Origin of the sequence: Billgrantia aerodenitrificans (assembly GCF_021404405.1) — a bacterium.
Lineage (GTDB): Bacteria > Pseudomonadota > Gammaproteobacteria > Pseudomonadales > Halomonadaceae > Halomonas > Halomonas aerodenitrificans.
Genome location: NZ_JABFTV010000010.1, coordinates 22,104 through 35,181, shown reverse-complemented (window position 1 = coordinate 35,181; position 13,078 = coordinate 22,104). Strand labels below are relative to the sequence as shown.

The following is a 13,078-nucleotide window of genomic DNA, read 5'->3' as shown; positions in this document are numbered from 1 at the left end:
CGCCGCAACGGTTGTCTTGACTAGGCACCTCCTATACCATTTCGCTCCACTTTGAAAGAGGATGCAGCATGCGCACGCCGCTGATTGCCGGGAACTGGAAGATGAACGGTTCGGCCGCGCTGGTCGAGGAGTTCGGTCAGCGTTTCGCCGAAAAGACGCTCCCGGCGTCGCTGGACGTGGTCGTTCTGCCGCCTTTTCCCTATCTGGACGCGGCCCGGCGCGCCTTCGATGGCACGCCGATCCGCCTGGGGGCGCAAACCTTGAACCCGCTGCACTCCGGTGCCCGCACCGGCGAGGTGAGCGGGCGCATGCTCAAGGAGTTCGGCGTGGAATACGCCCTCGCGGGCCACTCCGAGCGTCGTCAGCTCTATCGCGAGGATGACGAGGCCGTGCTCGACCGGTTGCTGGCCGCGCTGAACGTGGGGATAACCCCGATTCTGTGCGTGGGCGAGACGCTGGAAGAGCGCGATGCCGGCAAGACCATGGAAGTGGTGCTGCGTCAGGTGGGCTATGTGATGGCCCGGCTGGAGCCCGATCAGCGTGAGCGTGTCGTCATCGCTTACGAACCGGTCTGGGCGATCGGTACCGGCCGCACGGCCACGCCCGAGCAGGCCCAGGAGGTCATGGCCGGTATTCGCGAATACCAGGCCGGCTATGATCGTGCTCTAGCGGCGGGCCTGCGTCTGCTCTACGGCGGCAGCATGAATGCCGACAACGCGGCTGAGCTGCTGGCTCAGCCCGACATCGACGGCGGCCTGGTGGGCGGTGCTTCGCTCAAGGTCGACGATTTCCTAGCCATTTGTCAGTCAGCAGGTTGAACTCATGCAAGTTGCCATTCTCATGATCCATGTGGCGATTGCCGTCGCCCTGGTCGTTCTCATCCTGCTTCAGCAGGGCAAGGGCGCCGAAGCCGGTGCCGCCTTCGGTGGCGGTGCCTCGCAGACCGTATTCGGCTCGCGCGGGACCGGCAGTTTTCTTTCGCGCACCACGGCGGTGCTGGCGGCGGCCTTCTTCGCCACTTCGCTGACACTGGCCTACTTCGCCACCCAGGCCGGGCAGGCGCCGGAAGCGGGAATTCCCGATGCGCGCCTGATCGAACAGCAGCGCGGCTTGCCAACGCTTGACGATGAAGCCCGCGACGTGGATAATACCGCGCCAGTGCTGGAGGAAAGCGGCGACTGAGTCGCGCTTCCGGCAGTCAAGCAAGCCGAAGTGGTGGAATTGGTAGACACGCTATCTTGAGGGGGTAGTGACCGTAAGGTCGTGCGGGTTCAAGTCCCGCCTTCGGCACCATCTGAAACGCTGCGAGCCCAATGGGGTCGTGAGTCGTCAGAAGCAGGATTGGCACCAGGAAGATTGCAGGTCCGTGTTAGCGCAAGTCTCCTTGACGCAAGCGCTTTCCACGCCTACAATCGCCGACCTGGAATGTTGCGGGGTGGAGCAGTCTGGTAGCTCGTCGGGCTCATAACCCGAAGGTCATCGGTTCAAATCCGGTCCCCGCTACCATTTTCAGCCAGGTGTTCCTATAAGGGATGCAGAGTGGCGAAAGTGGTACTACAGGTTTCTTGTGAAAGGCCCCTTCCTGCGAAGGGGCTTTTTGTTAGCAGCTTACTGCCGGCATGGGTCGGCAGTGCTTATCCGGGCAATGCCAATCAGCCACCTAGCTTTCCTGTTCACTCCCGGCCAGGTGCCTGATGCAACGGCTGTAGGAGCTTTTTCTGTGGCACTCAAGGACGCTGCGCTGCATGCGCTGATCGAACCGGTGGTCACCGCCATGGGATTCGAGCTCTGGGGCATCGAGTATCGCCCCCAGGGCAAGCACTCCCAGTTGGTGATCTACATTGATCATGCCGACGGTGTGAGCGTGGACCACTGCGCCGACGTGAGCCGTCAGGTCAGTGCCGTGCTCGACGTGGAGGATCCCATCCCGGGCGAGTATCGCCTGGAGGTGTCGTCACCGGGGATGGATCGTCCGCTCTACACCCTCGATCAGTTCGCTCGCTACGCTGGGCACGAGGTAGCACTGAAACTGCGCGTGGCCTTCGACGGACGGCGCAAGTTCCAGGGGTTGCTGGCCGGTATCGAGGAAGACGAGGTCTTGCTGCAGCTCGACGGCGAGGAATACTGCTTTCCCATCGAAAGCATCGATCAGGCACGGGTAGTCCCGCGATTCGAGGACTGAGGCGCAGGCCAGGTTCGGTGCACAAGAACAGGTTTTCTGGCGAGGCAAAGGCATGAGTAAAGAAATTCTGATGGTCGTCGATGCGATCTCAAACGAGAAGGGCGTACCCCGCCAAGTGATCTTCGAGGCGGTGGAGGCGGCGCTGGCCAGCGCGTCACGCAAGCGCTTCGAAGGTCGCGAGGTCAGCGTGCGCGTGCATATCGATCGTCAAACGGGTGACTACGAAACCTTCCGCCGCTGGGAGGTGGTGGAGGACGACGAGTTCGAGAACCCCGACGCCGAGATCAAGGAGTCCTTCGCCGCGCGTCGCGAGACGCCGCTCAAGCTGGGTGATGTGGTCGAGGAGCAGATCGAGAATGCTGCCTTCGGTCGCATCGCCGCCCAGACCGCCAAGCAGGTCATCGTGCAGAAGGTGCGCGAGGCCGAGCGCGCCGAGGTGGTACGGCAGTACGCCGAGCGCGAGGGCGAGCTGGTTGCCGGCATCGTCAAGAAGACCACCCGCGACGGTCTGATCATCGACCTGGGCGACAACGCCGAGGCGTTCCTGCCGCGCAGCGAGATGATTCCCGGCGAGCGCTACCGCATGAACGATCGCGTTCGCGCGCTGCTGCTCAAGGTCGACGCCGAGGCGCGTGGCGCCCAGCTGATCCTGTCGCGCACCTGCCCGGAGCTGATCATCGAGCTGTTCAAGATCGAGGTGCCGGAGATCGCCGAGCAGCTCATCGAGATCAAGGGCGCCGCACGCGACCCGGGCTCCCGCGCCAAGATCGCGGTCAAGACCAACGACCGCCGCATCGATCCGGTCGGTGCCTGCGTCGGCATGCGCGGTTCACGCGTTCAGGCGGTGTCGAGCGAGCTGCAGAACGAGCGGGTCGACATCATCCTGTGGGACGACAATCCCGCTCAGCTGGTGATCAACGCCATGGCACCGGCCGATGTCGGCTCGATCCTGGTCGACGAGGATGCGCATGCCATGGACGTGGCCGTGGCCGAGGACAACCTGGCTCAGGCCATCGGCCGCAGCGGTCAGAACGTGCGTCTGGCTTCCGAACTCACCGGCTGGCGGATCAACGTCATGACCGAGAGCGAGGCGGAAGACAAGCGCGAGCAGGAAATCGACAGTCTGGTCGAGAACTTCATTCAGCATCTGGAGATCGAGGACGACCTCGCCCGGCTGCTGGTGGAAGAGGGTTTCACCACGCTGGAAGAGATCGCCTACGTGCCCCTCGAGGAGATGCTCGAGATCGAGGAGCTCGACGAAGAACTGGTGGAAGAGCTGCGTGCCCGCGCCAAGGACGAGCTGCTGACGCTGGCCATCGCCTCCGAAGAGGAACTCGACGGCGCTCAGCCGGCCGACGACCTGCTGGAGATGGATGGCATGGAGCGTCATCTGGCCTTCATTCTGGCCAGCCGGGGCATCGTTACCATGGAGGATCTCGCCGAGCAGTCCGTCGACGACTTGATGGACATCGAGGGCATGGACGAGGAGCGCGCTGCAGCACTGATCATGACTGCCCGTGCGCCCTGGTTCGAGAACGAACAGTAAACGGGTCACGGGCTGAGGAGGGTCGAGATGTCGGAAATGACCGTTAAGGATTTTGCAGCGAAGGTTGGGCGCGACGTGCCCCGACTGCTGGAACAGATGAAAGAAGCCGGGCTCGAGCACAAGTCGGAGGGCGACGCTGTGTCCGAGGAGGACAAGCGCAAGCTGCTCGACTACCTGACCAAGAGCCATGGCGGCACCGGTGCCGGTGCGCGCAATCGCATCACGCTGACGCGCAAGACGCGCAGCAAGATCAAGACCGGCGAGCGTGGCAAGACCATCGAGGTGCAGGTGCGCAAGAAGCGTACCTACGTCAAGCGTGCCGAAGAGGAAGAGGCACCCAAGGCGGAGCCGGTGGAAGAGACCGGGCCGCGCCAACTGGTAGGCGATATGGCCGACTCCCAGGCCAAGCGCGAGGCCGAGCAGGTCGAGCAAGCCAAGGCGCGCGCCGCTGAGCAGGCCGCCAGCGAAGAGGCCGCCAAGGCCGAAGTTGCCGAGGCCGCTCAAGCCGCCAAGGCTGAAGCGCCCGAGATTGCGGTGCCCGAGCTGGTGGAGTCGGAAGAAGAGCCGGCTGCCCAGCCCGAGCCGCCGGCGCCGCCCAAGGAGGGCCGTACCGACCGTCGTACCGCGCCGCCCAAGAAGGCTTCGGCCAAGAAGGGGCGTCACGACCGCGACGACGACGACCGTGGCGACCGCGAGGAGCGTCGCCGTGGCGGCGGCAAGAAGGTCAAGCGCGCCGAGCGTCGCGGCGGCCGCCGCGGTTCCGGCCAGAGCGGCGGCGGCAAGCACGGCTTCCAGAAGCCGACGCAGCCGATCGTGCGTGAGGTCACCATCCCCGAATCGATCAGCGTTGCCGAGCTGGCCGACAAGATGTCGATCAAGGCGAACGAGGTCATCAAGACCATGTTCACCATGGGCGCGGCGGTGACCATCAACCAGACCATCGATCAGGACACCGCGGCCATCGTGGTCGAGGAGATGGGTCACAAGCCCAAGCTGATCAAGGACGACGCCCTCGAGACCGAAATGCTCGAAGGCATCTCCTACGAGGGCGAGGAGATCACCCGTTCGCCGGTAGTGACCGTGATGGGTCACGTCGACCACGGCAAGACCTCGCTGCTCGACTACATCCGTAAGGCCAAGGTGGCCACCGGCGAAGCCGGCGGCATCACCCAGCACATCGGTGCCTACCACGTCGAGGACGAGCACGGCGGCGTGACCTTCCTCGATACCCCGGGTCACGCGGCGTTCACCGCCATGCGTGCGCGCGGCGCCAAGGCCACCGACGTGGTCATCCTGGTAGTGGCGGCCGACGACGGCGTCATGCCCCAGACCATCGAGGCGATCGAGCACTCCAAGGCGGCCGAGGTTCCGATGGTGGTGGCGGTCAACAAGATCGACAAGCCGGCGGCCGATCCGGACCGGGTCAAGAACGAGCTGTCCCAGCACGGCGTCATCTCCGAGGAGTGGGGCGGCGACACCCAGTTCGTCCACGTCTCGGCCAAGAGCGGCGAAGGCATCGAGGACCTGCTGGAGGCGATCCAGCTGGTTTCCGAGGTGCTCGAGCTCAAGGCCGTGCCGGAAGCGCCCGGCAAGGGCGTGGTGGTCGAATCGCGCCTCGACCGTGGCCGCGGCCCGGTGGCCACCGTGCTGGTCCAGAACGGCACCCTGAAGAAGGGCGACATCGTGCTGGCCGGTTTGCACTACGGCCGCGTGCGCGCGCTGACCAACGAGCTCGGCCAGCAGGTCGACTCGGCAGGCCCCGCCATGCCGGTGGAGATCCAGGGCCTCGACGGCACTCCGGATGCCGGTGACGATTTCATGGTCGTGGCCGACGAGAAGAAGGCTCGCGAGGTCGCCAACTTCCGTCAGGGCAAGTACCGCGAGGTGCGTCTGGCGCGTCAGCAGAAGGCCAAGCTGGAGAACATGTTCAGCCAGATGGGTCAGGACGAAGTGGCCAAGGTCAACATCGTGCTCAAGGCAGACGTGCAGGGCTCGCTGGAAGCGATCAAGGGCGCTCTCGAGGAGCTCTCCACCGACGAGGTGCAGGTCTCCGTGGTCTCCTCCGGCGTGGGCGGCATCACCGGCACCGACGCCAACCTGGCGCTGGCCTCCGAGGCCATCGTGGTCGGCTTCAACGTGCGTGCCGACGCCGCTGCCCGCGAGATCATCGAGCGCGAAGGGCTGGATCTGCGCTACTACAGCGTCATCTACCAGCTGATCGACGAGGTCAAGCAGGCCATGAGCGGCATGCTGGCACCGGAGTGGAAGGAAGAGATCGTCGGCGTGGCCGAGGTTCGCGACGTCTTCCGCGCGCCCAAGATCGGCGCCGTGGCCGGCTGTATGGTGGTCGAGGGTACCGTCTTCCGTAACAAGAAGATCCGCGTGCTGCGCGACAACGTCGTCATCTACGAGGGCGAGCTCGAATCGCTGCGCCGCTTCAAGGATGACGTGCAGGAAGTGCGCAGCGGCATGGAGTGCGGTATCGGCGTCAAGAACTACAACGACGTCCAGGTCGGCGACAAGATCGAGGTCTTCGACCAGGTCAAGGTCGAGCGGACGCTGTAATCGCAGCGGGAGTAGTGCATGCGCGAGTTCAAGCGTACCGATCGGGTCGGCGACCAGCTGCAGAAGGAGCTGGCCGTGCTGATCCAGCGCGAGGTCAAGGACCCGCGCCTGGGCATGGTCACCGTCAGCGGGGTCACGGTCAGCCGTGACCTCGGCTACGCCGACGTCTACGTGACCCTGCTGGGCGAGGACAGCCCCGAGCGCATCAAGGAGAACCTCAAGGTTCTCAAGCAGGCGGCGGGCTTCCTGCGCAGTCAGATCGCCCGACGCATCAAGCTGCGTCACGTGCCGGAGCTGCGCTTCCACTACGACGAGAGCGTGGTGCGTGGCCAGCGGCTCTCCTCGCTGATCGACGAGGCCGTTTCCAGCGACCGTGCCCGTCACGACGATGACGAGCACGGCCCGGACGGCAGCGGCGAGGGAGAGCGCGGCTGATGGCGCGGCGTCGTCGCGGCCTGCCGGTCAACGGCGTGCTGTTGCTCGACAAGCCCAAGGGCGCGTCGAGCAATCATGCCCTGCAGCGGGTGCGACGCCTGCTGCAGGCGCAGAAGGCGGGCCATACCGGCACCCTGGACCCGATGGCCACCGGGCTGCTGCCGGTGTGCCTGGGCGAGGCGACCAAGTTCTCGGCGCACCTGCTAGAGGCCGACAAGGTCTATCGCACCCGGGTCCAGCTGGGCGCGGTGACCGACACCGGCGACGCCGAAGGCGAGGTGATCGAGCGCTGCGCGGTGCCGCCGCTGACGGCGGCGGACGTCGAGCGTGTGCTCGAGCGCTTTCGCGGCGAGATCGAGCAGACGCCGCCAATGTACTCGGCACTCAAGCATCAGGGGCGCAAGCTCTACGAACTGGCCCGCGAGGGCAAGAGCGTCGAGCGTGCAGTGCGCCGCGTGACGGTGTATGATGCCCGGCTGCTTGCCTTCGACGGCGATGCCTTCGAGCTGGAAGTCCGGGTCAGCAAGGGCACCTACGTGCGTACCCTGGCCGAGGACATCGGCCGGGCTCTTGGCAGCGGAGCGCACATTACCGCCCTGCGGCGGCTGGCCACCGGCCCCTTCGACAGCGAGGGCATGCTGCCCATCGAGGCGTTGGAAGCGTTGTCGGGTCAGGACGAGCGGGAGGCGGCGCTGCTGCCGGTCGACGTGCTGGTGGCGCATCTGCCCAAGCTCGACGTCGACGAGAGCGCCAGGCAGCGGCTCGTGCACGGTCAGGCGGCAAGCGTCGATGCCGGCGGCGAGCAGGCCGGCAAGCTGACGAGACTTTACTGCGGCGAGACCTTCATCGGGCTCGGCGTGGTGACGGGGCCACAGGAGGTGGCACCGAAGCGGCTGCTCAATACGGCAGCCGATTGAGGGGTGGCGCGAGCGCCGTCCCGTAAGGAGAGACGCCCGAGACTGCAAATATGCGTGGTCTCACACATTCACGTTTCAGGCATATTGCTTACTGGAGAAACAGATGGCACTTACCGCTGAACAGAAGGCCGAGATCGTCAAGGAATTCGCCCGTGGCGACAACGACACCGGTTCCCCCGAGGTTCAGGTGGCCCTGCTGAGCGCCAACATCGACGGCCTGCAGGACCACTTCAAGACCAACAAGCAGGATCACCACTCCCGTCGTGGTCTGATCCGCATGGTCAACCAGCGCCGCAAGCTGCTGGACTACCTGAAGCGCAAGGATCTGGCGCGCTATCAGGCATTGATCCAGCGCCTCGGTCTCCGTCGTTAAACGACGCGAAGCTGGAAACGAAACGGGCAGTCCCCACCGGGGGCTGCCCGTTTTGCGTTTTCAGGACGAAAGCGGCGGTATAGGTGGCTCTCACGCGCGTCAACCCCTAAAATGGTCGCCGAGTCAAAACGACCCATACATGTAGAGAAAAGTTGAAGGAAGTCGCCGTGAATCCGGTCAAGAAAACGTTTCAATACGGTCGCAGCACCGTCACCCTGGAAACCGGGCGCATTGCCCGCCAAGCCACCGGTGCCGTCATGGTCACCATGGACGAAACCGTGGTGCTGTGTACCGTCGTGGCCCGCAAGGACACCAAGCCCGGGCAGGATTTCTTCCCGCTCTCCGTGCACTATCAGGAGAAGACCTATGCGGTGGGCAAGATCCCCGGCGGCTTCTTCAAGCGTGAGGGGCGTCCTACCGAGAAGGAAACCCTCACCTCGCGCCTGATCGACCGCCCCATCCGCCCGCTGTTCCCCAAGGGGTTCATGAACGAGGTGCAGGTCATCTGTACGGTGCTCTCCACCGACCGCAACCATGACCCGGACATCGCTGCCATGCTCGGCACCTCGGCGGCGCTGGCGATCTCCGGCGTGCCGTTCAACGGCCCCATCGGTGCCGCCCGCGTCGGCTTCGACGAGGAGAAGGGCTACTTCCTCAACCCCACCGTGGAAGAGCTGGCCAGCTCCGAGCTGGACATGGTGGTCGCCGGTACCGAGAAGGCCGTGCTGATGGTCGAGTCCGAGGCTGAAGAGCTGCTCGAAGACGAGATGCTGGGTGCCGTGCTCTTCGGCCACCAGGAGATGCAGGTTGCCATCCGCGCCATCAACGAGCTGGTCGCCGAGGCCGGCAAGCCCAAGTGGGACTGGCAGCCCCCCGCCGAGAACACCGCGCTCAAGCAGGCCATCGCTGACGCCTTCGAGGCCAAGGTCGGCGAAGCCTATCGCATCACCGACAAGATGGCGCGTCAGGACGCGCTGGCCGCGCTCAAGGAGCAGGCGGTGGAGCAGCTGGCCGGCGAGGAAGAGGGTAAGTTCGACGCCGACGAGGTCAAGGGCGCCTTCGCCGGCCTCGAGAAGCGCGTAGTACGTAGCCGTGTGGTCAAGGGCGAGCCGCGTATCGACGGCCGCGACCACAAGACCGTGCGTCCGCTGGCCATCGAGGTGGGCAGCCTGCCCAAGACCCACGGCTCGGCGATCTTCACCCGCGGTGAGACCCAAGCCATCGTCATCGCCACCTTGGGCACCCTGCGCGACGCCCAGTTGATCGAGTCGCTGGAAGGCGAGCGCAAGGACCGCTTCCTGCTGCACTACAACTTCCCCCCCTACAGTGTGGGTGAGGCCGGCTTCATGGGCGGACCCAAGCGTCGCGAGATCGGCCACGGCCGACTGGCGCGCCGCGGCGTGCAGGCCATGCTGCCCGATGAGGCGGACTTCCCCTACACCATCCGTGTGGTCTCCGAGATCACCGAGTCCAACGGCTCCAGCTCCATGGCCTCGGTGTGCGGCTCGTCGCTGGCCCTGATGGACGCCGGTGTGCCGATGAAAGCGCCGGTGGCGGGTATCGCCATGGGCCTGGTGAAGGATGAGAGCGGCTTCGCCGTGCTCACCGACATCCTCGGCGACGAAGACCACCTGGGCGACATGGACTTCAAGGTGGCCGGCAGCGCCGCCGGCGTCACCGCGCTGCAGATGGACATCAAGATCGAGGGCATCAACGAGGAGATCATGGAGATCGCCCTGCAGCAGGCCCACGAGGCCCGTCTGCACATTCTCGAGCAGATGAACGAGGTGATCGGCCAGAGTCGCTCCGAGGTCTCCGAGAACGCACCCTCCATGGCCACCATCAAGATCGACCCGGAGAAGATCCGCGACGTCATCGGCAAGGGCGGCGCCACCATCCGCAAGATCTGCGAGGACACCGGCGCTTCCATCGATCTGGACGACGACGGCACCGTGCGCATCTACGCCGAGGACAAGGCGGCGGCCAAGAAGGCCATCGACATCGTGCTGTCGATCACCGCCGAGGCCGAGATCGGCAAGCTCTACCGCGGCAAGGTGGTGCGTATCGCCGACTTCGGCGCCTTCGTCAACATCATGCCGGGTACCGACGGCCTGGTGCACATCTCGCAGATCGTGCCCGAGCGGGTCAACGACGTGCGTGATTTCCTCAATGAGGGTGACGAGGTGGTGGTCAAGGTGCTCGACATCGACAACCGCAACCGCGTGAAGCTCACCATCAAGGAGATCGGCGCGGAAGAGAAGGCTGCCTTCGAAGCCGCCGAGGCCGAGGTCGCGCTGTAAGCCGCACCCGACGCCGAAACGCGAACCGCCCCCATGGCCTCTGGCCATGGGGGCGGTTTTTTAGCATCGCGGCTGATCCGGCGACAGGCCTTTGCGGAGGCGCTGTAAACCCTTCCCTGGGCGCTACTTTTGCCTTCCCTGGCAAAAGACCTCCGCTACGTCCTGCCCCCGGCGCCGCTCGTGCCGCGGTACGTGCTTAGCGCTCAATGGCGAGGGCGACACCCTGCCCACCACCGATACACAGCGTGGCCAGGCCCTTCTTGGCGTCACGAGCAATCATCTCGTGCAGCAGGCTGATCAGCACGCGGCAGCCGGAGGCGCCGATGGGGTGACCCAGGGCGATAGCGCCGCCGTTGACGTTGACCTTGGAAACGTCCCAGCCGAGCTCCTTGTTGACCGCCAGCGCCTGGGCGGCGAAGGCCTCGTTGGCCTCGACCAGGTCGAGGTCGTCCAGGCTCCAGCCGGCCTTCTCCAGGCAGCGTCGGGTCGCCGGTGCCGGGCCGATGCCCATGATCGCCGGGTCGACGCCGGCGTTGGAGTAGGCCACGATGCGTGCCAGCGGCTCGAGTCCGAGTTCGCGTGCCTTGTCGGCGGAACACAGCATCACCGCAGCGGCGCCGTCGTTGATTGAGGAGGCGTTGCCGGCGGTGATGGTGCCGTCCTTCTTGAACGCGGGGCGCATGCCGGCGAGCTTGTCGGCGCTCACTTCGCGCGGGTTCTCGTCGGTGTCGAACACCACCGGGTCACCCTTGCGCTGGGGGATCTCCACCGGCACGATCTGACCCTTGAAGCGGCCCTCCCGGATGGCGGCGGCGGCCTTCTGCTGCGAGGCAGCGGCGAATTCGTCCATCTCCTCGCGGGTGATGCCGTACTTTTCTGCCAGGTTCTCGGCGGTGATGCCCATGTGGTAGTTGTTGAAGGCGTCCCACAGGCCGTCGTGCACCATGGTATCGATGGCCTTCCAGTCACCCATGCGCTGGCCGTTGCGCGAGTTGGGCAGTACGTGGGGCGAGGCCGACATGTTCTCCTGCCCGCCGGCAATGATCAGCTCGGCGTCGCCGCAGCGGATCGCCTGAGTTGCCAGGTGCAGGGCCTTGAGGCCCGAGCCGCACACCTTGTTGATGGTCATGGCGGGTACGGCGGCGGGCAGGCCTGCCTTGATGGCGGCCTGGCGGGCCGGGTTCTGGCCCACGCCGGCGGTCAGCACCTGACCGAGCAATACCTCGTCTACCTGCTCCGGGGCCACGCCTGTGGTGGCCAGTATGTCCTTGATTACCAGCGCACCGAGGTCGCTGGCGGCGATGCCGGAAAGTGAGCCCCCAAAGGCGCCGATGGCGGTGCGGCGGGCGGCAACGATCACCACGTCTTGCATTGTCATTCTCCCGAGTCGTTCACTGGCGTCAGCCCGACCAGCATAGGCGACTATTGTGCAGCGCGGCAATCCCCCGCTGGCGTGACGGTGCACGACACTGCCGCGAGTCACCCCTCAGTTCAGGCGAACTGGACGGGAATGGCGTTGCTGGTGTGGCTGACGGCGTTACCTTCCTGCAGGTAAACGAGGCGTGGCTGGTGGTGCTCCAGTTCGGCCTCGCTGTAATGAGCATAGCTGCAAATGATCACGCGGTCGCCGGGACCGGCGAGATGCGCGGCGGCGCCGTTGATGGAGATGACCTGCGAGCCCTCTTCGGCACGAATGGCGTAGGTGGTGAAGCGCTGGCCGTTCTCGACGTTGTAGATCTGGATCTGCTCGTTCTCGCGAATGCCGGACATGTCCAGCAGCTCGCCGTCGATGGCACATGAGCCTTCATAGTTGAGGACGGCATGAGTGACGCGGGCCATGTGCAGCTTGGCCTTGAGCATGATGGTGAACATGCGGGTTTTTACCTCCAGGTAGCGCTGGGAACCGCCTCAGTGCGGCAGGGTCAGGGTCAGATTGTCGATCAGGCGGGTCTTGCCCAGGCGTGCGGCGGCGAGCAGCACGGCGCCACGGGTGGTGGCATCCACCGGTGTCAGGTCGGCGGCGCGCAGTTCCAGATAGTCGGGCTCGAAGCCGGCCTCGCGCAGCCGGGCCAGCCCCGTCTCTAGGGTCGCCTCGATCGGCGCTCCGGCTTCCAGGACCTCGCGCAGGGCGACGAGGGTGCGCTGCAGCTCCGCTGCCGTGTCGCGCTCACGGGCGTCGATGTAGCCGTTGCGTGAGGAGAGTGCCAGGCCGTCCTCGGCGCGCACGATGGGCACGCCGACGATCTCGATGGGGAAGTGCAAATCCGCCACCATCTTGCGGATCACTGCCAGCTGCTGGTAGTCCTTCTCGCCGAAGCAGGCCACGTCGGGCTGCACCAGGTTGAAGAGAATGGAAACCACGGTGGCGACGCCGTCGAAGTGGCCGGGGCGCGAGCCGCCGCAAAGCCCCTCGCTGACCACCGGTACGCGCACCTGGGCGAGGCCCTGCAGGCCGCGGGGGTAGAGCGTGGCATCGCTGGGGGCGAAGAGCAGATCGCAGCCGGCGGCCTCGAGCTTGGCCTGATCGTCGGCCAGGGTGCGGGGGTAGGCATCCAGATCCTCGCCCGCGCCGAACTGCAGCGGATTGACGAAAACGGTGGCAATCACCACGTCGGCATGTCGCCTGGCAGTTTCCACCAGGGACAGGTGGCCGGCGTGAAGATTGCCCATGGTCGGCACCAGGCCGATGCGCTGCCCGCGTCGGCGATACTCGCCGAGTGCCTCACGCAGCGCCGGAATGTCTCGCAGAGTACGCATCGG

General features: G+C 65.4%; 12 protein-coding genes and 2 tRNA genes. 11 read left to right on the top strand and 3 right to left on the bottom strand.

What is annotated here, in order from left to right:
- Positions 1 to 68: 68 nt before the first annotated feature.
- The 11 genes from tpiA (at position 69) to pnp (ending at position 10,318) form a co-directional block, all read left to right on the top strand.
- A complete protein-coding gene (gene tpiA, locus HOP59_RS17845) occupies positions 69 to 818 on the top strand; it encodes a triose-phosphate isomerase (protein WP_010625703.1) in 750 nt (249 codons plus the stop codon).
- Positions 819 to 822: 4 nt separating this feature from the next.
- Complete coding sequence (gene secG, locus HOP59_RS17840) at positions 823 to 1,182, top strand: preprotein translocase subunit SecG (RefSeq protein WP_010625702.1); 360 nt, start codon at positions 823 to 825, stop codon at positions 1,180 to 1,182.
- Between the two features lie 24 nt (positions 1,183 to 1,206).
- A tRNA-Leu gene (locus HOP59_RS17835) sits at positions 1,207 to 1,293 on the top strand.
- A gap of 136 nt (positions 1,294 to 1,429) precedes the next feature.
- Positions 1,430 to 1,506: transfer RNA gene (locus tag HOP59_RS17830), tRNA-Met, on the top strand.
- 214 nt (positions 1,507 to 1,720) lie between these two features.
- Positions 1,721 to 2,182: a ribosome maturation factor RimP gene (gene rimP, locus HOP59_RS17825; RefSeq protein WP_010625701.1), complete on the top strand. Its 462-nt coding sequence runs from the start codon at positions 1,721 to 1,723 to the stop codon at positions 2,180 to 2,182.
- A gap of 52 nt (positions 2,183 to 2,234) precedes the next feature.
- The gene (gene nusA / locus HOP59_RS17820; protein ID WP_010625700.1) at positions 2,235 to 3,728 is read left to right on the top strand and encodes a transcription termination factor NusA; all 1,494 of its coding nucleotides are present in this window, start codon (positions 2,235 to 2,237) and stop codon (positions 3,726 to 3,728) included.
- 27 nt (positions 3,729 to 3,755) lie between these two features.
- Positions 3,756 to 6,293 (top strand): translation initiation factor IF-2, encoded by a 2,538-nt coding sequence (infB, locus tag HOP59_RS17815; protein WP_010625699.1) that lies wholly within the window; start codon positions 3,756 to 3,758, stop codon positions 6,291 to 6,293.
- 18 nt (positions 6,294 to 6,311) lie between these two features.
- Positions 6,312 to 6,728 (top strand): 30S ribosome-binding factor RbfA, encoded by a 417-nt coding sequence (gene rbfA, locus HOP59_RS17810; RefSeq protein WP_010625698.1) that lies wholly within the window; start codon positions 6,312 to 6,314, stop codon positions 6,726 to 6,728.
- Positions 6,728 to 7,645 carry a tRNA pseudouridine(55) synthase TruB gene (gene truB, locus HOP59_RS17805; RefSeq protein ID WP_010625697.1) on the top strand — a complete coding sequence of 306 codons (918 nt, stop codon included), beginning with the start codon at positions 6,728 to 6,730 and terminating at the stop codon, positions 7,643 to 7,645. The genes rbfA and truB overlap by 1 nt, the downstream gene beginning before the upstream one ends.
- Positions 7,646 to 7,748: 103 nt before the next feature.
- Positions 7,749 to 8,018, top strand: a complete 270-nt coding sequence (gene rpsO, locus HOP59_RS17800) for a 30S ribosomal protein S15 (RefSeq protein ID WP_010625696.1) — start codon at positions 7,749 to 7,751, stop codon at positions 8,016 to 8,018.
- Between the two features lie 167 nt (positions 8,019 to 8,185).
- Entirely contained in the window at positions 8,186 to 10,318 is a 2,133-nt protein-coding gene (gene pnp / locus HOP59_RS17795) for a polyribonucleotide nucleotidyltransferase (RefSeq protein WP_010625695.1), read from the top strand.
- 196 nt (positions 10,319 to 10,514) lie between these two features.
- Here the strand turns inward: pnp and HOP59_RS17790 are convergent, their stop codons facing one another.
- The 3 genes from HOP59_RS17790 to panC form a co-directional block, all read right to left on the bottom strand.
- Positions 10,515 to 11,690: an acetyl-CoA C-acetyltransferase gene (locus tag HOP59_RS17790; protein ID WP_010625694.1), complete on the bottom strand. Its 1,176-nt coding sequence runs from the start codon at positions 11,688 to 11,690 to the stop codon at positions 10,515 to 10,517.
- A gap of 119 nt (positions 11,691 to 11,809) precedes the next feature.
- Positions 11,810 to 12,190: an aspartate 1-decarboxylase gene (gene panD, locus HOP59_RS17785; RefSeq protein WP_010625693.1), complete on the bottom strand. Its 381-nt coding sequence runs from the start codon at positions 12,188 to 12,190 to the stop codon at positions 11,810 to 11,812.
- 36 nt (positions 12,191 to 12,226) lie between these two features.
- Entirely contained in the window at positions 12,227 to 13,075 is an 849-nt protein-coding gene (panC, locus tag HOP59_RS17780; protein WP_234254829.1) for a pantoate--beta-alanine ligase, read from the bottom strand.
- Between the last annotated feature and the right edge of the window lie 3 nt (positions 13,076 to 13,078).